Annotated in this window: 23 protein-coding genes; 21 read left to right on the forward strand and 2 right to left on the reverse strand. The window is 64.9% G+C overall.

Annotated features, from left to right (window positions below; translation table 11 throughout):
* The first annotated feature begins 46 nt into the window (after window positions 1-46).
* The 14 genes from ACFY1P_RS19545 (at window position 47) to ACFY1P_RS19610 (ending at window position 14,138) form a co-directional block, all read left to right on the forward strand.
* Window positions 47-265 (forward strand): hypothetical protein, encoded by a 219-nt coding sequence (locus ACFY1P_RS19545; protein WP_390751259.1) that lies wholly within the window; start codon window positions 47-49, stop codon window positions 263-265.
* Window positions 266-329: 64 nt separating this feature from the next.
* Complete coding sequence (locus tag ACFY1P_RS19550) at window positions 330-893, forward strand: hypothetical protein (protein ID WP_390751260.1); 564 nt, start codon at window positions 330-332, stop codon at window positions 891-893.
* Between the two features lie 170 nt (window positions 894-1,063).
* On the forward strand, window positions 1,064-2,722 hold the full coding sequence (locus ACFY1P_RS19555) for a hypothetical protein (protein WP_390751261.1): 1,659 nt from the start codon (window positions 1,064-1,066) through the stop codon (window positions 2,720-2,722).
* 391 nt (window positions 2,723-3,113) lie between these two features.
* Window positions 3,114-3,953 carry a hypothetical protein gene (locus tag ACFY1P_RS19560; protein WP_390751262.1) on the forward strand — a complete coding sequence of 280 codons (840 nt, stop codon included), beginning with the start codon at window positions 3,114-3,116 and terminating at the stop codon, window positions 3,951-3,953.
* A 136-nt stretch (window positions 3,954-4,089) separates the two neighbouring features.
* Entirely contained in the window at window positions 4,090-4,803 is a 714-nt protein-coding gene (locus ACFY1P_RS19565) for a hypothetical protein (protein WP_390751263.1), read from the forward strand.
* A 331-nt stretch (window positions 4,804-5,134) separates the two neighbouring features.
* Window positions 5,135-5,314, forward strand: a complete 180-nt coding sequence (locus tag ACFY1P_RS19570; RefSeq protein ID WP_390751264.1) for an HNH endonuclease signature motif containing protein — start codon at window positions 5,135-5,137, stop codon at window positions 5,312-5,314.
* On the forward strand, window positions 5,307-5,588 hold the full coding sequence (locus ACFY1P_RS19575; RefSeq protein WP_390751265.1) for a hypothetical protein: 282 nt from the start codon (window positions 5,307-5,309) through the stop codon (window positions 5,586-5,588). Before ACFY1P_RS19570 ends, ACFY1P_RS19575 begins: the two co-directional genes overlap by 8 nt.
* 420 nt (window positions 5,589-6,008) lie before the next feature.
* Window positions 6,009-6,476 carry a hypothetical protein gene (locus ACFY1P_RS19580; RefSeq protein ID WP_390751266.1) on the forward strand — a complete coding sequence of 156 codons (468 nt, stop codon included), beginning with the start codon at window positions 6,009-6,011 and terminating at the stop codon, window positions 6,474-6,476.
* A gap of 135 nt (window positions 6,477-6,611) precedes the next feature.
* Window positions 6,612-9,047 carry a phage/plasmid primase, P4 family gene (locus ACFY1P_RS19585; protein WP_390751267.1) on the forward strand — a complete coding sequence of 812 codons (2,436 nt, stop codon included), beginning with the start codon at window positions 6,612-6,614 and terminating at the stop codon, window positions 9,045-9,047.
* Window positions 9,048-9,113: 66 nt separating this feature from the next.
* The gene (locus ACFY1P_RS19590; RefSeq protein WP_390751268.1) at window positions 9,114-10,970 is read left to right on the forward strand and encodes a DNA polymerase; all 1,857 of its coding nucleotides are present in this window, start codon (window positions 9,114-9,116) and stop codon (window positions 10,968-10,970) included.
* 394 nt (window positions 10,971-11,364) lie between these two features.
* Window positions 11,365-12,168, forward strand: a complete 804-nt coding sequence (locus ACFY1P_RS19595) for a sigma factor (RefSeq protein WP_390751269.1) — start codon at window positions 11,365-11,367, stop codon at window positions 12,166-12,168.
* Window positions 12,169-12,236: 68 nt separating this feature from the next.
* Window positions 12,237-12,488: a hypothetical protein gene (locus ACFY1P_RS19600; protein ID WP_390751270.1), complete on the forward strand. Its 252-nt coding sequence runs from the start codon at window positions 12,237-12,239 to the stop codon at window positions 12,486-12,488.
* Window positions 12,489-13,019: 531 nt separating this feature from the next.
* On the forward strand, window positions 13,020-13,160 hold the full coding sequence (locus ACFY1P_RS19605; RefSeq protein WP_390751271.1) for a hypothetical protein: 141 nt from the start codon (window positions 13,020-13,022) through the stop codon (window positions 13,158-13,160).
* A 246-nt stretch (window positions 13,161-13,406) separates the two neighbouring features.
* Window positions 13,407-14,138, forward strand: coding sequence for a hypothetical protein (locus ACFY1P_RS19610; RefSeq protein WP_390751272.1), 732 nt, complete (start codon window positions 13,407-13,409; stop codon window positions 14,136-14,138).
* Window positions 14,139-14,285: 147 nt separating this feature from the next.
* Here ACFY1P_RS19610 and ACFY1P_RS19615 read toward each other — a convergent pair whose 3' ends face one another.
* On the reverse strand, window positions 14,286-14,495 hold the full coding sequence (locus ACFY1P_RS19615; RefSeq protein ID WP_390751273.1) for a DUF397 domain-containing protein: 210 nt from the start codon (window positions 14,493-14,495) through the stop codon (window positions 14,286-14,288).
* Window positions 14,492-15,346 (reverse strand): Scr1 family TA system antitoxin-like transcriptional regulator, encoded by an 855-nt coding sequence (locus tag ACFY1P_RS19620; protein WP_390751274.1) that lies wholly within the window; start codon window positions 15,344-15,346, stop codon window positions 14,492-14,494. Before ACFY1P_RS19620 ends, ACFY1P_RS19615 begins: the two co-directional genes overlap by 4 nt.
* A 152-nt stretch (window positions 15,347-15,498) precedes the next feature.
* On the opposite strand from ACFY1P_RS19620, the gene ACFY1P_RS19625 reads away from it, so the two are divergent.
* The 7 genes from ACFY1P_RS19625 to ACFY1P_RS19655 all read left to right on the forward strand — a co-directional run bounded on the left by ACFY1P_RS19625 (window position 15,499) and on the right by ACFY1P_RS19655 (window position 21,058).
* Window positions 15,499-15,939 carry a hypothetical protein gene (locus ACFY1P_RS19625; protein ID WP_390751275.1) on the forward strand — a complete coding sequence of 147 codons (441 nt, stop codon included), beginning with the start codon at window positions 15,499-15,501 and terminating at the stop codon, window positions 15,937-15,939.
* On the forward strand, window positions 15,936-16,145 hold the full coding sequence (locus tag ACFY1P_RS19630; protein WP_390751276.1) for a hypothetical protein: 210 nt from the start codon (window positions 15,936-15,938) through the stop codon (window positions 16,143-16,145). The genes ACFY1P_RS19625 and ACFY1P_RS19630 overlap by 4 nt, the downstream gene beginning before the upstream one ends.
* Window positions 16,146-16,284: 139 nt before the next feature.
* Window positions 16,285-16,491, forward strand: a complete 207-nt coding sequence (locus ACFY1P_RS19635; RefSeq protein ID WP_390751277.1) for a hypothetical protein — start codon at window positions 16,285-16,287, stop codon at window positions 16,489-16,491.
* A gap of 590 nt (window positions 16,492-17,081) precedes the next feature.
* Window positions 17,082-17,678 (forward strand): hypothetical protein, encoded by a 597-nt coding sequence (locus ACFY1P_RS19640; protein WP_390751278.1) that lies wholly within the window; start codon window positions 17,082-17,084, stop codon window positions 17,676-17,678.
* Window positions 17,679-18,117: 439 nt separating this feature from the next.
* Window positions 18,118-19,035, forward strand: coding sequence for an endonuclease III domain-containing protein (gene nth / locus ACFY1P_RS19645; RefSeq protein WP_390751279.1), 918 nt, complete (start codon window positions 18,118-18,120; stop codon window positions 19,033-19,035).
* A 56-nt stretch (window positions 19,036-19,091) separates the two neighbouring features.
* The gene (locus ACFY1P_RS19650; protein WP_361525370.1) at window positions 19,092-19,775 is read left to right on the forward strand and encodes a CoA pyrophosphatase; all 684 of its coding nucleotides are present in this window, start codon (window positions 19,092-19,094) and stop codon (window positions 19,773-19,775) included.
* An 83-nt stretch (window positions 19,776-19,858) separates the two neighbouring features.
* Entirely contained in the window at window positions 19,859-21,058 is a 1,200-nt protein-coding gene (locus tag ACFY1P_RS19655; protein ID WP_361525373.1) for a MarP family serine protease, read from the forward strand.
* Window positions 21,059-21,082: the final 24 nt, after the last annotated feature.

Raw genomic sequence — 21,082 nt, forward strand, 5'->3', positions numbered from 1 at the left:
CTCCGGGCTCCAACTAACGCAACGTAACGAAAGAGGAGAAGAACGAATGACCTTCATCAAGGACCACGCAACCCGGATTTACGCCGTTGCGGTCGCCGTGCTTGCCCTGGTCGCGCACTACGTGCCGTCGCTGCCGTCCGCGCTCATCCTGGGCGTTGCTGCGGCCGTTCTCGGTACCGGTGAGGCGGTGCAGCGCGTTGAGAACGGCAAGACCGTTGACGCGCTTGAGACGGCCGGAATTGCCGCCCGGCACCGTAAGGAGTAGGCGGCGGGAAACCCTTGCGCTCCCGGGGCTAGAGACAGCACCTAGCCACAGGAGGTAAGCCCGCATGGGACACCCGCACATTGCCCTCATCGGTCGCGCTCGCTCAGGCAAAGACACCATTGCCGCCCGGCTCATAAGCCGGTACTCCTACACCCGAATTGCCTTTGCCGACCCGCTCAAGGAAATGGTCTTGAGTCTTGACCCGATCGTTGCCTATGAGCCTTCGGGATACGGGCCCCTGCCGACACGGCTGAGCGCCGTAGTCCAGCGCTTCGGATGGGAGCGAGCCAAAGACCAGTTCCCGGAAGTCCGGCGCACACTCCAGCGCTCCGGGCAAGCCGTACGGGACCAAGAACCCGGGCACTGGCTCAGTCTCGCGCTGGACAAGGTGGCCGTGGCTGACACATGGAACCTGCCCGTGGTGGTCACGGACTGCCGCTATCCGAACGAAGCGGAAGCACTCCGGGCGCGCGGCTTCCGGCTGGTAAGAGTGCTCCGGCCTGGCGCCGCCGGGGCCGCCCCGGCCCATGAGAGCGAGACGGCGCTAGACGACTACCCGACCGACGTGAGCATTGCCAACGTGGGCACGCTCTCAGACCTCAACACCCTTGCCGACACGCTGATCTGACCCTCCGTCGGTCGAACTGAATCGCCCCCTGACTGCATACGTGCAGGCAGGGGGCTTTTCGCGTTTCGGACCACCGACTCACGTGAGTCGGTGCCTTGCGTGCGTGCGCGCGCGTGTGCCATTGTTAGCCCCGCAAGCGCCGCAGCGAGCGGGGCCGAAGGGGCGGGGTCATGAGTCAGGGAGTCACCGACATTCAGCGCTGGATTGACGAGAAGCCGAAGTCTCGTGGCTTCTGTGTCATCGGCAAGGGCAAGTCGGTGCACCTGTCGCGCGGCAACGATGAAGGTCTCTGCGGCAAGATGATGATTTCTGCCGGTAGCCGCTACGTCGATTCAACCGACGTGCTGGACTACAACCCTTGCCGCACTTGCTGGAAGATCATGGAGCGCGAAAGCGCGGAACTGGAAAAGGCGGGGAACATGGCTGCAAAGCTCAAGCTGTCCGAGGTTCGCGGAGACGTTCGCATTGGCAGCGCCACCGGTAGCGGCGGAGTGCCGCACGCCATCAAGGAGACGACCGACAAAGGGAACGTTCCTTACTGCTCCGCGAAGCTCAAGAACCCCCTTCGTAGCTGGGGCCCCGCTCTTGAGCAAAACCCCGAACTTGAGCTTTGCGCGGGTTGCAGCAAGCACGTTCCCACTGGCCCCGTGAATGTCTCGGCAACGAATATTGAGATTCCGGGACTTGGCCGCACCGTTCCCGCTACAGTGATCACGCCGGTTGACGCCGACACCACCGAAGAGAAGACGGAGAAGGACGCCATGGCAGCTAAGGCAACGATGCTCAAGGAAGCTCAGGACAAGGCCGCTGAGGAGATCCGGGCGGACATTGAGCGCCTTGCTTCGCTGAACGGCGAAGGTAAGCCTGAGTCGGTCGCCGAAATGCGCGAGTCCATCAAGAAGGCAATCAACGCCATCAACGGAACCGGTGCGGCAGCGATTAAGGCCAAGCTTCGCGCTGAGGCTGACAAGGTGGAGAAGGAAGCCAAGAAGGCGAAGGCCGACAAGGACAAGGCCGACAAGGTTGCCAGCAAGGCCGTTGAGGTCAAGGGCACTCAGGACTTCACGAAGGTTGAGGGTGTCCCCGACCGGATCACTGCGGCTGCCGAAAAGGTCAAGGAGGTTGCCGCTCAGAAGTTCGCCCGTGGCAAGGAGGTGGCGGAAGCCATCTTCGACATTCGGACTCACATTCTCGACAAGGACGAAGACCCGGACCTTGCCGCCCGCAGCGACCAGGCCAAGAAGGCAGCGGCGGCCGTCTATGACGCGGTGCTCGCCGGTCTGCCGGAAGAGGGCACGGACGACACGGCCGACATCATCCGTGGGGCCATCGGGGACATCAAGAAGGACGTTCGCAACGCCATGACTGACGTGGTAGTCAGCTACGTTCGGGCGCTGGACCAGGACACCCCCGAGACCCTTGAGGAGCGCAAGCGCTTCGCCAAGGCGATTGAGGCCCACCCGGACCTCAAGCCGTCTGAGGCAATTTTCAAGCACTACGAAGACGCAGGCAAGGCACTGCCGACTCAGACCCGTGCCGAAATCGCTAAGGCGAACCGCGAGAAGAAGGCTCTTGAGCGCAAGAAGGTCGAAGAGGCCGTCAAGGCTGGCGAACTCTCCGAGGAAGAGGCGGAAGCCACGCTGAGCGGCGGGGGCGAAGAGCAGAAGACCCCCAAGGAGATTCGCGCCGCGTACATCAAGCGCATGACGAACTCGTGGAAGAAGCACGTGAAGGAGATCAAGGCGCTTGAGGACGCGGAGGAGCAGGAAGAGGCATTGGACGAACTGACCGCCCTTCTTACTGTGCTCCGCAAGGAGATCAAGGGCTGACCGGCCGGACGCCAACGGAAGCCCCCGGACTCTTCAATGCAGGGCCGGGGGTTTCCGTGTTAGACCACCGACTCACGTGAGTCGGTGCCTAGGAGGTAATGGCATGAGTGAACGCAAGTGTGCCGCTATCAAGGTGAACGCAATTCTCGGCGTGCGCCCGGCTGAGCACTGCGCTAGGAATGCGCTCCCGAACCGGCGATACTGCGCCGAGTGCTACGGGTCTCCCCGAAAGCTCCGAGTGCCCGCCTGAGCGCCTTCTAGCCCCGTCTGGCCCCCGTGGGTCCGGCGGGGCTCTTTCATGTCCACAGACGGCCGTACAGCGGCTCTCAGGGGCACGGCAACCCTCGCGCTCCCCACTAGGTGACAGACCACCTAGACCAAGGGGGTACGCGTGGGACGCGTACGCACAATCCAGCGCGGCGGCAGCCGCTTCTACGTCCACCCGGAACGGCCGGAAATCAAGGTGCCCGGCGTAACCAGCGTGGTCGGCATGCTGCCTAAGCCATTCCTGATGTTCTGGGCCGCGAAGATGACGGCCGAACTCGCCGTTGACTCGCTGCCGTTCGTGGCTCAGATGGCCGAGCGGGACCGGCAAGGGGCGGTTGACTACCTCAAGGGTGCCAGCCGTCGTTACACGAAGATGCGCGCCGACGTGGGCAGCGACGCGCACGACCTGTTTGAACGCATGATCCGGGGTGAGTGCGTCGGCAGCGTCCACCCGGACCTTGCGCCGTACCGGGACAACTTCGCCGCCTTCCTCAAGGCCGTGAACCCCCGCCTTGAGCGCGCGGAAGACGTGGCGTGGTCAGATGCCCATGGGTACGCCGGAAGCTTTGACGCCGTGCTCACGGTATGGCTGGACGAAGACGGCAACCCGACCCCGGACCGGTCCGGTACGCCACATCTGCTTATGGCCGACTGGAAGACCAGCAAGGCCACTTACCCGGACGTGGCGCTACAGATGAGCGCCTACGCGAACGCCGACCGGATCATTTCACCGGACGGCGCGAGTGAGCCCATGCCGGAATTCGACGGTGCCGCCGTTCTGCACATCACGCCGGAACTCTGGGAGTTCAAGCCGGTACGCGTTGACGAAGAGGTGTTCTCGTCCTTTCTTGCGCTGCGGAAGGTGTTCACCTGGGACCGTGACGTTTCTAAGACGGTCATCGGTCGCGCTATCGCCAAGAGCGCTGGCGGTCTCGTGACTGGCACTCAGCGCCGCGCCAAGTAGGCGGGCAACACCCGCGCTCTAGGCCAACTAGAAGGGGCGGGCGAGAGGTTGACCCCACCGACTCACGCGAGTCGGTGACTAGTGGTCCCTCTCGCTCGCCCCTCTTTCATCCCGCAGCAATGAGGAGCAAGCGCGCATGTCGCTACTGACCATCTTTGAGACCGACCCGAACGCCAAGCCCAAGCCCAAGCAGACGTTCAGTGATGACACCGTGGGCCGTTTCCATTCCGGCCGACAGGTGGACGGCCAGCCCGAAGCGCTTTCGGAGTGGCGCATTTCCACGGGCGACCCTGTGGTTGCCAAGTCTGTTGCTCAGCTCTTCGGGGGCGAGCCCATCGAGACGGATTCGACCGGCGAAAACTTCATCGACGTATTCACGGACCGGGAAACCGTCTTGGTCGTTCTCGACGGCCCGAAGGCCATTTACGCGGACATGAAGCTCTGGAACCGCAACAAGCTGGTTCACCACTGCGACGGCTCCAACTTCCTTTCCCCGGAAGAGAAGAAGGGCAAGCCGTGCCACTGCCCGGAACTCTTCGCTGAGCGGAAGGCGGCAGCGAAGGACTTCATGGGCCCGGCCCCGTCCATCACCGTCACGTTCCGGCTGGCCGATGACCCGGAGCTTGGCAAGTTCCGTTTCCAGTCGTCCAGTTGGGTCATGGCGTCCGTTCTTCACGAGTACGACAACGACCTTCGCGCCATCGACGGCCCCGCGCTGGCCGAACTCACGCTTGAGCTGGTCGAGTTCACCATCAAGAAGGGTAAGAACAAGGGGCTGAACGTCAGCTACTACAAGCCCGTAATCAACGTACTCAAGAGCTACAACGACGCCATCGCGGACGAGCGGTAAAGCCGGTGGCAAAGCTCGATCAGGGGCCCGCGTACGACTGGGCTAAGACGCTCAAGGGGGCGACCGACGAAACGGTTGCGTCGCCCATTTGGGAGTTCCCGCCGGAAGCGCGCAAGGCGGTAATTCATGAACGGCGTAGGCGCTTCGGTGTGGACGATGACGAAGGGCTTGAGCCGTGACGAAGGATGAGTACGACCGGCGAGCCCTCAGCAGGCTCCACGGACTTTATGAGCCAAACAATCAGGGGTGTTGGGTGTGGCGCGGGGTACTGCGCGGCAATCGGTTCCGGGCAGGCTGCAAGCCATATGGGGGCTTCCACTACCGGGGGCGCATGACCTATGCGCATCGAACCGCGTATTCACTGATGGTGGGGGAAGTTCCGGACGGGCTACAGATTGACCATCTATGTCGTAATGCGCTCTGCGTAAATCCTGCACATCTTGAGCCCGTGACCCCGTCAGAGAATATACGCCGCGCGGTTGCAGCACGAAAGGAAAGAGCTGTTGGCTAAGAGGGGCGTTGTTACCGACTACGCCGGGGAAGAGCTATACCCCGGTGACCTCATCAACTACGCGGCCCGGCAGGGGAACCGCGTACGGGTGTCCGACGCGATCATTGAGAAAGTGACGGCCGTACTTGAGGGCGGGCGGCTCCGCCCCATGCTCAAGGTGCAGCCGACCGGCACAGAGAGCGGATTCACGAAGCGCCGGACCATGCGCGCGGAGTGGATCAGCGCGGAACACGCGCGGCTCATCATGGCGAACGCCACGGGCGACGACGACTGACAGGCACACCAGGGCCGGACGGTTCCCAAATCCGGGGACTGTCCGGCCCTTTGGCGTATCGGCACCGACTCACGTGAGTCGGTGGACAGGGGAGAGATGGAACGACGTATAGCGGCCGACGCCGCCCCCGCACTGGGGGACGTTCGGCAGATGGGCCGGGGCGACACGGTATGGCTCGCCCCCGGTGTTGAGGGGCGCGCCGACTGGGGCCGGTATCTCGACGCGGCGGCAACGGCTGTCACGCGTGGCGCTGAGGTTCGGTGGTCGCGTTGATGGCAGGGGAACCGTTCGCGGTCGCACTGGTGTTGGCGCTCGCTGGGTCAGCGCTGGGCGTGGTCGGCGTGGCCGTCGCCCTGGTCGCGGGGCGGTGCCGACGTGGCTAACCCGAACAAGGTGAAGGGGACTCAGTGGGAATCAGACGTGCGCGACTACCTCAACGCCGCGCTAGGGCTGGCAGATGAGTACGGCAAGTTCCTGGACCCGTTCGACGCTCACAACGTCCGGCGTCCGGCGCAAGAAGGGGCGGCCGACGTGGGCGACGTGCACGCGGTGCCGTTCATTCTTGAGTGCAAGAACGTGAAGCGCGCGAGCGTCCCAACCTTCCTGCGGCAAGCGGAAGTTGAGGCCGTGCATGCCGGATTCCCGTACGGGATTGCCGTGGTCAAGGTGCCCCGGCTGAACGTCCGGCGCGGCAAGGTGCATTTCAGCGTCCGGACATGGACGCGCGTACGGCTCGCGCTGGGTCTGTCGTCTCGTGCGTTTGCAGACCAGTACGCGTTCACGGTCTCGCTTCGGGGGCTGGATTCCGGCAAGTGGTACATGACCACAGAGCTTGAGGACTTCCGGCTACTCCTTGCCGACGTGCGGAAACTCCGTCACGCACGGTGAGAACCGCGGGAATGCCGGCGCCGGGCCTATGGGAGTGAAACGGACATGTCGGGCCCCGCGGAACGGACGCAGAGTGACGGGCTGATCTGAGCAACCTTCGCGCTCAAGGGTGAGTGAACGAAGGAGTGCCAAAGAATGAAGTTCGCTCAGATACTCGCCCGGTTCACAGACGTAACCGAACAGAACGACGGGGGTTACCTCGCGCTCTGCCCGGCACACCAGGACTCGCGCCCCTCGCTGCGTATCTGGCGGGGGGATGACAACAAGGTCCGCATTACGTGCCGGGCAGGGTGCCCGACTGAGGCCGTGGTCAGCGCGGTGAAGCTGACATGGGGAGACCTGTTCGACGCCACCGGCCCCGGCGCGACCGTGCCGCGCGAGCGTCCGGCAATGGTCGGTCCCGGCCCAACGGCCCTGCTCGCCCTGTACGTTGACCGCTCCGTTGAGTGGCTTAATGACCCGTCGTCCCAGGTTGGGGCTCAGGCCATTGCCTACGCGGCTCAGCGGTTCGGCGTGGACGACGACCTTGCCGACGAACTGAGGCTTGGGGCCGATGACGGGTTCGGCGTGCCCAACTTCCCTTATCGGTCAAGGGCGTTCACCCGATACCCTCGGCTGACCGTGCCCCTTCTCGACTTCCGGGGCGTGGCCCGTGGCTTGCAGGGTCGGGACCTGAGCGGGGGATGCCCAGGCCGGTGGGTCTCGCTCCGCAACCCCGAAGGCCAGCGGTGGGCCCCGTACGGCGTTTTCAGGGGGCAGGGTGGTTATGGGGTCACCCTGGTCACTGAGGGGCCCGGAGACGCGCTTACAGCGTGCGCCGTGGGCTATGACGCGGTTGCCGTCCGGGGGGCGTCGCTGGCCGGTAACCCGGACCTTGCCGCCGAACTCGCTGACGGACTCAAGGGCTCGCAAGTCATCGTGGCCGGTGACAACGACGCTGCCGGGCGTGGCTTCACTCAGCGCCTTGCCGAAGGGCTTGCCGACCACGGGGTTGCCGTCTACACGCTCACGGTCCCCAACTCCGGTGACGACCTTACGGATTGGCGAGAGCGTGACCCGCACGCGTTCCCCCTCGCGCTTCACCATGCGGTCAAGTCCGCCCGCCCCGTAGGGAGTTCGGTGGAAGCGCAAGCCGAAGCGGTGTCGGCTGAGCTGACCGACCGGACCGGCACGGACGTGGTGACCCGTGACGAAGGCAGCGAAGCGGCCCGCATTCTGGCCGGGCTCATCAATCGCTATGGCGAGTCGGACGCCATGAACGCACATGCGTTGGTTGCGTGGTCGGACGGCTGCATTCGCTACGCGCCGGGACTGGGCTACTACGTGTGGAACGGCCGCACATGGGAGCGCTCAGAAGTCCGCGTACGACAGGAGATTCACCGTATGGGGGCCGCGCTGGTTCTTGCTGGCGAGACTCAGAAGGCGCGGGGGTTCACGATGACCACCCGGATTGATGCCCTCATGACGGAGCTTCGCAGCGTGCCGACCGTGCATGTAGATGCGGCAGAGTTCGACAACCGGCCGGACTTGCTGAGCTTCAAGAACGGCACGGTGAATCTCCGGACCGGCGAACTCCGCCCGCACGACAAGCGCGACATGCTCACGTACCGGCTCGATCTCGACTACAACCCCCAAGCGGAGTGCGCCCGTTGGGAACAGTTCCTCACGGAAATCTTCCCCGGAGCCCCTGAGTTGCCCGGCTACTTTCAGCGGCTCATTGGCTACGGCATCACGGGCGATAACTCCGAACAGTGCTTCTGTGTTCTCTGGGGAAAGGGGGCGAACGGCAAGTCAGTGGCGACCGACACCCTTACGGCCGTCTTCCGGGCTATCAGCCGGACCACGCCGTTTGCCACGTTTGAAGAGAAGCCGTCCGGAGGGATTCCGAACGACCTTGCTGCGCTGAGGGGTTCGCGTCTCGTCATGGCGTCTGAGGGTGAGTCCGGCAAGCCCATGTCTGAGAGCGTACTCAAGCGAGTGACCGGAAAGGACGAGATAGCCGCCCGCTTTCTGAGGCAAGAGTTCTTCACTTTCAAGCCGACGTTCCTATTGCTTCTCGCCACCAACCACAAGCCCAAGTTCAAAGGGCAGGACGAGGGGCTTTGGCGGCGCGTGAAGATGATCCCGTTTACGCGATACTTCGCACGACACCAGCGGGATTACGGCCTTGATACCAAGCTCATGCAGGAAGCCGAAGGGATAGCCGCATGGGCGGTGCGCGGTGCGGTCGAGTGGTACCGGGGTGGGCTCAAGGATCCGGACGTAATCACAAAGGCCAGCAGCGAATATCGGCGCACAAGTGACGCGCTGGCGGGCTTCCTGCCCGGCGTTCTTGAGCAGTGCGACGACACCCACGTAATGAACGGCAACGACGCGTTCAATCACTACTTGGATTGGTGCGAGGCAGAGAACTTGCCCCAAAAGGAGAGGTGGACGCGACGGACCTTCTACGGCGCTCTTGAGGAACGGGGCGTAACGCGCGTGATCAAGCGCGCTGGTGTCGCTCTCGCAGGTGTGCGCGTGGCCGAAACGGCGCCGCCCGCAGACGGGCCCGGCATCTTCACCAAGTAACCCACCACCCAAGCAGACCACCGACTCACGTGAGTCGGTGGTCTGTCTGCGTTTAGGAGCGTGCCCGTGCTGACGTATCGACACCCTGTAGCCGGGGACGTGGTGAACGTCCACGTACCGGCGACCCCAGAAGAGCTAGACACGTTCGTGAGCTGGGCTCAGCGGGCGACGGAACGCGGGCCGATCGCGCTGGACACGGAGACCACGGGCCTTGATGTGTTCAGCGACGGGTACCGCTTGCGCACAGTCCAGTTTGGCGACACGCATGACGCGTGGGTCATTCACTGGGAGCGGGGCGGCCACTTCCGGCGCGCCGCCCTTGAGGTGTTGACGAAGGCTCGCCGGTTCTGTATCCACAACGCTGCCTTTGACTGGCTGGTCCTTGATCGGCACGCGGGCATTCCCTTGGAAGACCTTGCACCCCGGACCCGAGACACAAAGGTGATGGCCGCTCTAGTGGACCCGCGCCAACCCCAGGAAGGGGGCATTGGAACGGGCCTCAAGCCCCTGTCCGGGTACTACATCGACCGGACGGCCCCGGACACTCAGGGGGACCTTACGGCGGTCTTCCGGGGGCTGGGGCTCACGAAGGAAACCGGCTGGGCTGGCATCGACCTAGATCACCCGACTTACAACCTGTACGCGGGACTAGACGTGATCCTTACGGCCCGGCTGGAACCCTGCCTTTCCGCTGAGCTGACCCGGCTAGAAGTCCGTTCTCGGCTTGTGGACTATGAGCACGAGATAGCCCGGATATGCGCGCACATGCAGCGTAAGGGGCTCATCCTTGATGAAGAGTTCACCCGTCAGCTAGACGCCGCTCTCAGCGAGGATGCACGCGAGAACGCCGAATTGGCCGCCCGGTACGGCGTCGATTCGGTCAACTCGAACAAGCAGATTGCGGAAGCTCTCGCCGGTATGGGCGAGTCACTGACGGAGCGGACGGCAGGCGGGGCCGTCAAGGTCGATAAAGCCGTCTTGCTCGCGCTGGCGGATATGGACTTGCATTGGAAGCGCCTAGGAATCCGCACGCCCAACCCGCTTGCCGAAGCGGTCTTGAGAAGCAAGCGCGCGGGCAAGTGGCGTTCGGCGTATGCCCAGACGTTCCTAGACACTGTGGACGGCACCGGCCGCATTCACCCCTTCATAGGGGCGCTGGCCGCACGCACGGGACGTATGAGCATCACTCGCCCGGCGCTTCAAACGCTGCCGTCTAGTGACCAGATGATCCGGCGTTGCCTACTGGCCGACGAAGGTCACGTCATGGTGAGCACGGACTTTCAGGCCGTGGAAATGCGCGTACTCGCCGCGCTGGCCGACGTGCGCCGAATGAAAGACGGCTTTCAGTCCGGCGGGTCTGATTTCGATATCCACATGTTCACGGCTCAGCTCATCAAGGGGCCGTCCGCCACTAACAAAGACCGGAAGCTATTCAAGGGTGCGGGCTTTGGAAAGGTGTACGGCGGGGGTATTACGACGCTGGCGAGACAGACCGGCGCGACTGAGGATGAGATCAGGCGAGCCGTCAACGCCTATGACCAGACGTTCCCGGAGATCCGGCGAGCGTCCGCACGCTGGCAGCGAGAAGCACGCGCAACCGGCATGGTTACCGTGTCTGCAACCGGCCGACGAATGCCGCTGGACCGGGACCGCGCTTATGCCGTCGTGAACTACCAATGCCAGTCGGCGGCACGTGACTTGCTGGGGCAAGCCCTGTTGAACGCCGAGAGTGCCGGTCTTCTCGACGCCATGCGCTTGCCGATTCATGACGAAATCCTCGCGTCAGTTCCGGCGAGTGAGGCGGAAGAGTTCGCGCGGGAGTTTGAGAAAGCCATGACCTTTGATCTCTTCGGCGTGCCCATTGTCAGTAAGGCGGATGCGGGGGGCCGTTCGTGGGGCTCGCTGTATGGGGCCGACTACTGACCACCGACTCACGTGAGTCGGTGGTCCCGTTACCGCGCCGTGATCTGACTCCTACTCAAGGATGACAGGAAAGAGGTTCGCTACCTCCGAAGGGTGAGCGCTGGTCTCGCCTTCGGAACTCTCTACAACCTTCCAAAAGACCAGCGGTCAAACCCTGCATCAACGCGATTGTCGGTGTCCTTTTCGCTGCCTAGGTTCAACGCCAACGCAACGACGAAGGCAATGCGCAAGCCCCGTTCGGAGCGATCCCGGACGGGGCTTTGCCATGCCCCTGCATGTCCTGACGCTTCGGTGACTTCGGTCTCCAATCGGTCTCGCGCGCTCTGCCCCGTTCCGGGCAACCCTTGCGCTCCCCACGGGAGTGCAACCAGCCCAGGAACACGCGGAGCACTCCTTGATAGACCTTTCCGAAGACCAGATTGCCGCCGCCAAGTCGAACGACATCGAGGCAATCACGGCAGTCGCTCAGGCCACGGAAGAGCGAGTGAAGCAACTCGCATGGAAGTACGCGACCGGTGGCGGCCGTACGGACCAGACCCTTGCCGAACACCTTGCCCAAGAGGGCCGAATAGCCGTTTGGCAGGGACTGAGCCGCTTCAATGGCCACACGGTGGCGGAGTTCTTCACCTTCATTGACCGGACCCTCAAGGGCGTCATGAGCGACACACGCAAGGAGGAGATGAGGCAGGGGGTTTCCCGCTCTGTCGCTGCTGCCTTTGAGCGTGCGCTCTCGCTGGCCGGTGGTGACCCCTATGAGGCTGAATGGCTGGCTACCACAAAGGAAGCCATGGGGGACCGGCGACTCAGCGCGGATACCGCGTACGCGGCCCGTCTGAGCTACCAGGGTGTTGAGTATCTGGACGCACCGCTTGGCGAGACGGAGACGGGTGAGAGTGTGACGCTTGCCGATCGGCTTGCCGTTGAGGCCGAAGTGCCCGCCGACCTTCTTGAGCCCAACGACTTCGCGCGAGAGCGCAGCAAGCGAACCAGCGTGAAGGTACGCAAGACGCTTTTCAAAATGGGCGAGCAACAGCGAACCGTACTCATGGCGCTGACCGGCATTCTCCCCGTGGACTTCTACGGAACCGAACGGGACGAAGAGCTTTCGCGCGATCACGGCATACCGCTTCACCAAGTCCGCATAGTCCGCAGCAAGGCCAAAGACCGCTTTGCCGAACTCTGGCTTGCCGCCGCATAGCCCGCGTCTCGCCGGTATCCACCGACTCACGTGAGTCGGTGCCCGCAACGAATGGAAGGGATGAAGGTATGACCACCAAGGATGACCGCTCGGAGTTCCTTGCTCGCTTCGGTGAGGCGGCGGGGGATGTGACCACCCCCGAACAGGCAGCCGCAGCGTATGAGTTGGCGAAAGGCGGCGCCCGTGAGCTGGGCAACTCGACCAATTGGGAGGGTGCTTGCGACTGGCTGATTGCGAACTATGAAGAGACGGCCGACGACACCCGGCGCAAGTGGGTGATTCGGGGAGGTCTCGAAATGCTGATAGCCGCCAACGAATAGACCACCGACTCACGTGAGTCGGTGCCCCAAACTGGGCCCCCGTCAGAAATGGCGGGGGCTTTCTTTGTGTCCGCATAACATTACTTAGTGAAACTAATAATTTACCTGTACATGACCACTTCTGTAACAAGTGCAGCCCGGTGGCGTTGTCAGTGGTGGGGGGTAACGTCGCAGGTAGTAGGGCTTGTACGCCTAAAGGAGGAGCTAAACGATCTTTGCTACCCATGGGTATGGGTTTCCGGATATTTACTTCCCCAATACGAAAGGTTGTTCTAGGTTTAACGCATGGCTACACAGAGTGCACGGGACGTGCTTGTGTCGGTCTGGGCGCCGAAGCTGGGGGACAACCGCCTTGCTTGGCACCCGTGTGCCGACTTCCCTTCGCCCTTGGCGGGAGAGCCCGTCACGACGTGCGAAGGGGTTGGTGCGCTGCTGCGTGCTCAGGGGGCGCTAGTCGCCCGTCTGCTGGAGCGGGGGCCGCGTTACGACGGCTTCCGGCTGCTGGCAAACCACGCCCGCTCAGGGGACCTTGTGGGGTTCTCAGAGTGGTACGTGAGCCCGGAGACGGGCGCATATCTGCCGTACCCCGGCGGGGTCTGGTCGGCGTGCGACTACGGCCAGCACAACCACCACCAGGACGACGAAGAGCCCACGATCACGCTCGCCGCGTGACCGGCTGCCGCTACCAACTCACCGCAGGAGATACGCCGACGCTCAGCGCCGACGCACCACCGGCCCACCAACACGGGTCATGCAACAAGGGGGTTTCACATGTTTCACCGCCAACTCGCCCGCCCCGCCGTCGTGTTCGGCGTGGTGGTCACCGTCTGGGGACTGTTGTTCCTCATGACCGTGGTTGGCCCAACTCCCCACCCTGTGAAGCCCCAAAGGGTCAGCTCTGAGCCCGTCACTGAGCCCATGGTGGACGACGACGGGGCCACGTCCCCGGCGTCCCCGGGCAAGACCGCTCAGCGCCGGTCTGCGCCCCCAGTAGCCCCGGCTGCCCCCACGGCCCCGGCCGACTCTCCTGAGCCCACCGAAGAGCCCGCCAAGGATGCCGACCAGGACGACGACGAAGGCACCAGCCCCGCCGAAGCGACCACGGCCCGCCCGAAGGTCCGGCGCGAGCCCCGCGCCAGCAAGCCCAAGCACCACGGCGAAGACGGCAAGGACGACCAGCCGCAGAACAAGCCGGAGAAGCGCGGCGGGATGCTCAGCAAGGACACCGTGGGCCGTGCGCTGGACAAGCTCATGCCGGGCACCGAAGACATGATTGAGAAGGTGCCCGACTGGGCTTGGCCGTTCCGGTCGTTCCTGGTGACCATGGCTGAGCCCGGAACGCCCGTTCAGCTTGAGGTGACAGCCACCGACCCGGCAACGGACACGGTGACCGTGACGGCCACGCTGACGACCGCTGACGGCCCGTCTGAGAGCGCGCCCCTTGAGGTAGCGGTCACGGTGACCCCACCGGCCCCAAAAACCCCCAACGAGCCCGCCACGGTCGCCGTTGAGGTGACCAACACGGCCACGGGGGAGAGCGTGACGACGGAGCAGAAGACCACGGTGGAAGCCGTCACCGTGGTCGCCACGGTCACTACCGTCGCCACGGTGTCCGACGTGCTGAGGGACGACTACGCACCCGCCGCGTAATCACGCAAAGTGAGGCCGCGGGGCCCGGCATGTCCGTTTCGCCCTAGGGATTTTTTGCCGGCTCCGGCCCAATTTTTCACGCAGGGTAGCGAAGAGCCCCGCCGCTCCGAAGGGGAGGATGGCGGGGCTCAGCTCAGGGGACAGACGTCAGACGGTGGGAAGTTCCCCCCGCTGCACATCGCCCACGAACGATGCCCATGCGTCGGGCGCGAACATGAGGGCGGGGCCGTTCGGGTCCTTGCTGTCTCGGACGGGAACGACACCAGTGATTCCCTCCCCGATCTCGATGCAGTTGCCGCCGTTGGTGCTGTGGCTGGACTTGCGCCAGCGGACGGGCAACTTGCTTGCGCTGGTCATCTCTTCAACCCTTTCAAGTGTTCGCCGATGCGTTCGGCTGACGCTTCCGGCGACAGTGCGTAGCTAGTGAGCAGATCATAGGCGCGGGCGGCGTCTGAGACTTCGGCCGTGTCCAAGGCTGTCCGCCCCTGTGAGAAGCCGTCCACGTACAGCACATCATGCGGCGGCTTGCGCTCACGATCTTGGGAAGTCTCGCCCTGGTCGAAGCTCAGTAGCGTGAACGGTCCAGCAAGCCCCGGATGCGCGGTCACTGTGTCCGGCACCACCTGAATCACGGTTCTGGGGTGCTGCCCGGCCGCTAGCAGGCGCTCAAACTGAGCGGCCATCACTTCCGGCCCGCCGATCGTCCGGCGTAGCGCCTGCTCATCCAAGATGAACCAGGTACGCGGCGGGTCGTCTCGCTCGAACAGGGCTTGTCGAGTCATGCGGGCAGCAACGAGGTCATCCAAGTTGTCTGGTCGCACGGGCGTGAGCATGGCCCTTGCGTAGTCTTCGGTTTGGAGAAGGCCCGGGATGATCTGGCTCTCAAACACCCGGTGCCGTGCGGCATCCCGCTCCAGTTCGATGAACGGCAAGAACCACGACGGGTAGGCGTACCGGACGACGAACGGGAAGAACTCGGCGAAGAAGTCCGTGCCGAACGCCGCATCAAGATCACGTGCTAAGTCAGCACTTGGCACCCGCTTCGCGTTCTCCACATAGCTGATCATTGCCCCGGTCGTGTGCGCCTCATGAGCTAACTGAGCTTGTGACCAGCCGCGTTCGTTGCGCAGCTTGAAGACTCGACTACCAAAGAAGGCCAACAGGCTTGCAGGCGCGTCGGGTTGGCCGTTGTCGTCTTCCTGTGGCACGAGTGTGCGACCCCCTTGTTGATCTTGGTCTCTTAACTTCCGCAGTGTTAAGGCTTTCCCCCTGTTGAGGGTACGCGCGGAGCGCAACGCTTGGGGTACAGACGGTGATGCCCCAGCAGGAGCGACCACAGACCGCAAGAGGTTCCCCAGTGGTGACTACCCCTCAGCAGTCCAGCCGAGACCTACCGCAGCGCGACGCGCACAACGGCGTGACCGAGCTGCACGCACGCATAGCGGTGGGTGCCTTTTGGCGACTGCACCCGGAGACCTCCGCGACGTGGCTCAACCACTGGGCCCCGTACCCCGTTGGTGTCCACCGTGGCCCGTACGCCGCAGCGTCGCGCACCAACCTGCAAGCGACGTTGGCCGGTCTGGAGAGGTTGCTAGCCGTGATCCGAAGTGAAGAGGCCCCGGCCGTCCGCATGCCCACCCTTGAGCCCGTCCCCGTGGACGGGTGCGTGATCTGCAAGGCGGCAGCGAACGGCCGTACGTCCGCCCGTGCCCGTAGCGCTGCCGGAACCGTGCGGGACTTCAACGGGATCATCAGGCAGCACCCCCACCGACGCATCACGAACGAGGGGGTGGAGGAGTGAACGCTGAGTACCCCGAACACGGGGAGCCCCCGATTCTGTCGGCGCTCAAGTGGCCACCGTGCATGTGCCAGCACCCGGAGTGCCCCGACGGCCACCAGGGCGACGACGAGCCCCAGCACGACCGCGCGGCCGACGACCTTTCGGAGAGCCCCACCATGCGGCGGGTGCGTGCCGAAATGGCCCGTCAGAAGCGGGAGCGGCTGTGAGCTGCCACAAGTGCCAAAAGCTACGCGCCGCACTGGCGGAAGCAGAACGGACCGGCGACCAGACGAAAGCCGTTGACTGCCGGGTGTTGCTGCGGCGGCACCCCCAGCACGACGACACCCCCGTTGAGAAGGGCGAGCGGTGACCACTGCGACCGCCGAGAAGACCACCGTGGACCCCTTCAAAGGCACGCCGTACGAGAACAGCCCCAAGGGGTGGTGGACGGAGTACGGGGGAGCGCTGGACGTGCGTTCCGGCGTGGTCTACATCCCGCGTGGTTCCAAGCATGTGCCTTGCCGGTGGGAGAACTGCAAGCAGGGATGCCGAGATAAGGAGAGCACGCCATGAAACGTATTTACGCCAGCGTTGCCGCCTTCGCCGGTCCGCTGCTGATCATCGCTATCAGCGGCTCTTGCGGATTCGTAATCGCTGTAGCAGCGACCGGCCGCAACTAATCTCCCGTCCCTGCCGAACGTCACCGAAACATGCTCCCCCGCATCAATTCGGAATCTCGGCAGGGGCGGGTACCCACTCCGCTTTCGGCAGGGACTTCCTGGGGCGCCGAACTGCTTCCATCCCGGCAGCCCAACCGAAAGCGGGTGTCCGGCCCTTCGTAGGGAAGGGCCGGACACGCCTAAGCCAGCGACGAACACCAGGGAAATCATGAATGGCCAACAGGCGATTACCACGGCGGTCACTGTTGTTGCGGGTGATGGTGAATTCCACCTAGCCCAAGACTGCGTGTCACTGGGCAAGCACGACCCCGCAAAGGTGGTGGTCGTGTCGCTTGAAAAAGCTCAGCGGGCGAACAAGACGCCGTGTCGCTTGTGCTGTAACCGTTTCTGAATTCCCCCAGACTCCCGCCCGGCTGCAAACCGAAGGACAGCGGCAGTCGGGTGGGTGACCGAATGCACCACCGAAGAAGGAGAGTGCAGGAAGTGACAGCAACTATTAGCCGCCCCGCACCGGAAAAGGTGGCGGAGCGCGCCCGAGAGATCTTCGCGGACATGCAGGCTGACCCGGAGTTCAGTCGGCTCTGGGACACGTGCCGTAAGTATTCGTCCGACTGGACGGACTACACCGGCTACCCGATCATCAGCGAGTACGACGCCATCGCAGACGCCCCGGAATTGTTCAAGGCGACCACACGCGCCATGGCCATCAAGTCGGCGGTGTACGAGCTGACGGACGGCGACGAGCGTGCGGCGGAAATCCCGCTCCCCGTGCCTGTGGACGTGATGAGCCACGCGCTTACGGCTCAGTTCACGCTTCTGTGCCGAATGCAAAAGCGACTCGGCATTCAGTTCGTGCACATGACGGACATGGAAGAGGGCGCAGGCGGCGGCACGTGGGACCACGGCGACTACACGCACCAGGTCTATAAGGCGGCGTTCGGTGACGTGAACCCGCGCTACTGGATCGGCTCTGCCGAAACCGAACGCCGCCGGAAGATCCTGGATGGCGTGTACGCCGGTATCGGCGTCACTGAGCGCGGGAAGCGCGTTTCCATCCCGCTCGCCACCACGGCCGCTTAGGCGGTTCCGCTTCCGTCGTCTCCGGCTTTACCGGTTCCGGGGGTGGCGCGATGCGATCAGGTTCAAGCCCGACCTTGTGGGGGTGAACGCAGACAGGTGTTCCATCCGACGTATAGCGGAATCCGTCTTCGGGATTGAAAGGCGCTTCTCTGGTCGGCCGGTCATAGACCAAAAATTCCGACCGGGGGAGCCGCTTTGAAGGACAGATACCGCACGCCGGATGGTCGATGTCATCCGCGTTCACGAAAGGCTCAGCCATAGAGCGAGCCTAGCCCCACAGGACCGGCGCAGACGCCCGTTCCGGCCGGAACAACCCTGGACAGGTCGAGCCGTCCGGAACGGGTGCACGGCCCTCTTGGGCGGCCACTGAGAGCACGCCCTAGAGGATGAGGGGGCAAGGGTCCGGACCCTGCCAGACGGCCCCCGAACGGCCCCGTCCATGCGTCGCCCCCGTGGCGCGTGGGCGGGGCCTTCTTATGCCCTCAGACGGCCGTGCAGAGCCGTTCTGCCCCGTACGCTGGCCCGTATGGCGGAAGAGACCCGGCTAGCACTCGTCCGGCGGGCACGGAAGATCAACCGTGTGCTTGCCGAGACTTACCCTTACGCGCACTGCGAGCTAGACCACGTGAACGCGTGGCAATTGCTGGTAGCAACCGTGCTCAGCGCGCAGACGACAGACCTACGCGTCAACCAGGTGACCCCTGCCCTGTTCGCCAAGTACCCGCACCCGGCTGATCTGGCAGGGGCCGACCCGGCAGACGTTGAGGACCTGATCAGGCCCACGGGGTTCTTCCGGGCCAAGACCCGGAGCATCACCAAGCTTGCGGCTGCCGTGGTGGGGGAGCATGACGGCATGGTGCCCAAGACCCTCGCTGAGCTGGTCAAACTCCCTGGTGTCGGGCGGAAGACCGCGTTCGTGGTCACGGGGAACGCATGCGCTTGTGAGGCAAGTCGGGCAGGCGATCCGAACCATGGTGCTAATGTGACGACCCCCTTCGGGGTCCCCGGCATCACCGTGGACACCCACTTCGGCCGGCTCGTCCGCCGCTGGAAGTGGACCGACGCGACGGACCCCGAGAAGGTCGAGGCCGTCGTCTGCGACCTCTTCCCCAAGAGCGAGTGGACGATGCTCTCGCACCGGGTCGTCTTCCACGGGCGGCGCATCTGTCACTCCCGCAGGCCCGCCTGCGGAGCCTGCCCGATCGCCCCGTTGTGCCCGTCGTACGGCGAGGGCGAGACGGATCCGGAGAAGGCGAAGAAGCTGCTGAAGTACGAGAAGGGCGGGCTGCCGGGCCAGCGGCTGAAGCCCCCGCCGGACTACCCCGGCCTGCCGGGCCGCCCGCTGGGCGCCGAGTGAGCGGGCCGAGGGCACGCACGGAGTGAGCCGATGAGCGCACGCACGAGGGGAAGCGCATGACCAGCACGTACGGCCGGGGAGCCGCTGTCACCGCGGAGGGGCTGCCCGAGTGGCTCGAACCGGTGGCGCGCGCCTCGGAGACGATCGAGCCGCACCAGCTCAGCCGCTTCCTGCCGCCCGACACCGGCGGCCGGCAGTCCGCCGTGCTCGTCCTCTTCGGCGACGGCCCCAAGGGGCCGGAACTGCTGCTCCTGGAGCGCGCGGGGACGCTGCGCTCGCACGCGGGGCAGCCGTCGTTCCCCGGAGGCGCGCTCGACCCGGAGGACGGCGACCCGGCCGCGGGCGGGCCGGTGCGGGCCGCGCTGCGGGAGGCCGAGGAGGAGACCGGGCTCGACCCCTCCGGTGTGCAGGTCTTCGGCGTGCTGCCCCGGCTCTACATCCCTGTGAGCGATTTCGTTGTCACCCCCGTGCTCGGCTGGTGGCGCGCGCCCAGCCCCGTGGGGCCGGTCGACGAGGCGGAGACCGCGCGGGTCTTCGCGGTGCCGGTGGCCGACCTGGCCGACCCGGCGAACCGCGCGACGGCCAAGCACCCCAGCGGCCACACAGGGCCCGCCTTCCGGGTCCAGGGAGCGCTCGTGTGGGGGTTCACCGCAGGGGTGATCGACCGGATCCTGCACTACTCCGGCTGGGAGCGCCCCTGGGACCGGGCCCGGCAGGTACCTCTGGACCAGCACGCCTGACAGGCATGAGACGGTGACCTCGGCCCACCCCCGGGCGCGGCACCGCCGACCCCACCGACAACATCATTGCGAGGCATTTCCCGGTGAACGTGCTGGATGTCGTGCTGCTGATCGCTGCCGTGTGGTTCGCCGTCGTCGGCTACCGCCAGGGCTTCGTCGTCGGGGTGCTGTCCGTGATCGGCTTCCTCGGCGGTGGCCTGGTCGCGGTGTACGTCCTGCCGGTCATCTGGGACAGCGCGACGGACGACGCCACCCCGGGCACGGTCGCGGCCGTCGCGGCCGTCGTCATCGTCATCGTCTTCGCCTCGATCGGCCAGGCCGCCACGACCCACCTCGGCAACAAGCTCCGCCGCCACATCACCTGGTCCCCGGCCCGCGCGCTGGACGCCACCGGAGGCGCGCTCGTCAACGTCCTGGCGATGCTGCTGGTCGCCTGGCTGATCGGCTCCGCCCTCGCCGGCACCTCCCTGCCGACGCTCGGCAAGGAGGTCCGCAACTCCAAGGTGCTGCTCGGCGTCGCCCGGGTCGTCCCCTCGCAGGCCAACACCTGGTTCGCGGACTTCAGCACGGCCCTCGCGCAGAACGGCTTCCCGCAGGTCTTCGCGCCGTTCTCCACCGAGCCCATCACCTCGGTGCCCGCGCCCGACCCGCAGCTCGCCGAGGGCCCCGTCGCCACCTCCGCCCAGCGCAGCGTCGTCAAGGTCGTGGGCACGGCGCCCAGCTGCGGCAAGGTCCTCGAGGGCTCCGGCTTCGTCTTCGACCGGCACCGGGTGATGACCAACGCCCACGTCGTCGGCGGCGTCGACGAGCCGACCGTCCAGATCGGCGGGCAGGGCAAGCAGTACGAGGCGAAGGTCGTCCTCTACGACTGGAAGCGCGACATCGCCGTCCTGGACGTGCCGCAGCTGGAGGCGCCCGCCCTGCGGTTCGCCGAGAACGACGCCGAGACGGGCAGGAGCGCCATCGTCGTCGGCTTTCCCGAGAACGGGTCGTACGACGTGCGCGCCGCCCGCGTCCGCAGCAGGGTCCAGGCCAACGGCCCGGACATCTACCACCGCGGCAACGTCCGGCGTGACGTCTACTCGCTCTACACCACCGTGCGCCAGGGCAATTCCGGCGGCCCGTTGCTCACTCCGGACGGCCGGGTCTACGGCGTGGTCTTCGCCAAGTCCCTCGACGACGCCGACACCGGCTACGCCCTCACGGCCGACGAGGTGCGTCCTGACGTCGTCAGCGGCCGTAAGGCGGTCGAGCGGGTGAACACCCAGAGCTGCGCTCTCTGAGCCCTCACGCGGGCCCTGTGCGGG

This window comes from Streptomyces sp. NPDC001407 (assembly GCF_042895325.1).
Classification (GTDB): domain Bacteria; phylum Actinomycetota; class Actinomycetes; order Streptomycetales; family Streptomycetaceae; genus Streptomyces.

Excerpts from the sequence above, each read along its gene's own strand:
- ACFY1P_RS19545 (WP_390751259.1), top strand. The coding sequence starts at position 47 with ATGACCTTCATCAAGGACCACGCAACCCGGATTTACGCCGTTGCGGTC.
- ACFY1P_RS19550 (WP_390751260.1), top strand. The coding sequence starts at position 330 with ATGGGACACCCGCACATTGCCCTCATCGGTCGCGCTCGCTCAGGCAAA.
- ACFY1P_RS19555 (WP_390751261.1), top strand. The coding sequence starts at position 1,064 with ATGAGTCAGGGAGTCACCGACATTCAGCGCTGGATTGACGAGAAGCCG.
- ACFY1P_RS19565 (WP_390751263.1), top strand. The coding sequence starts at position 4,090 with ATGTCGCTACTGACCATCTTTGAGACCGACCCGAACGCCAAGCCCAAG.
- ACFY1P_RS19570 (WP_390751264.1), top strand. The coding sequence starts at position 5,135 with ATGACCTATGCGCATCGAACCGCGTATTCACTGATGGTGGGGGAAGTT.
- ACFY1P_RS19585 (WP_390751267.1), top strand. The coding sequence starts at position 6,612 with ATGAAGTTCGCTCAGATACTCGCCCGGTTCACAGACGTAACCGAACAG.
- ACFY1P_RS19600 (WP_390751270.1), top strand. The coding sequence starts at position 12,237 with ATGACCACCAAGGATGACCGCTCGGAGTTCCTTGCTCGCTTCGGTGAG.
- ACFY1P_RS19610 (WP_390751272.1), top strand. The coding sequence starts at position 13,407 with ATGGTGGACGACGACGGGGCCACGTCCCCGGCGTCCCCGGGCAAGACC.
- ACFY1P_RS19615 (WP_390751273.1), bottom strand. The coding sequence starts at position 14,495 with ATGACCAGCGCAAGCAAGTTGCCCGTCCGCTGGCGCAAGTCCAGCCAC.
- nth (WP_390751279.1), top strand. The coding sequence starts at position 18,118 with ATGCGTCGCCCCCGTGGCGCGTGGGCGGGGCCTTCTTATGCCCTCAGA.
- ACFY1P_RS19650 (WP_361525370.1), top strand. The coding sequence starts at position 19,092 with ATGACCAGCACGTACGGCCGGGGAGCCGCTGTCACCGCGGAGGGGCTG.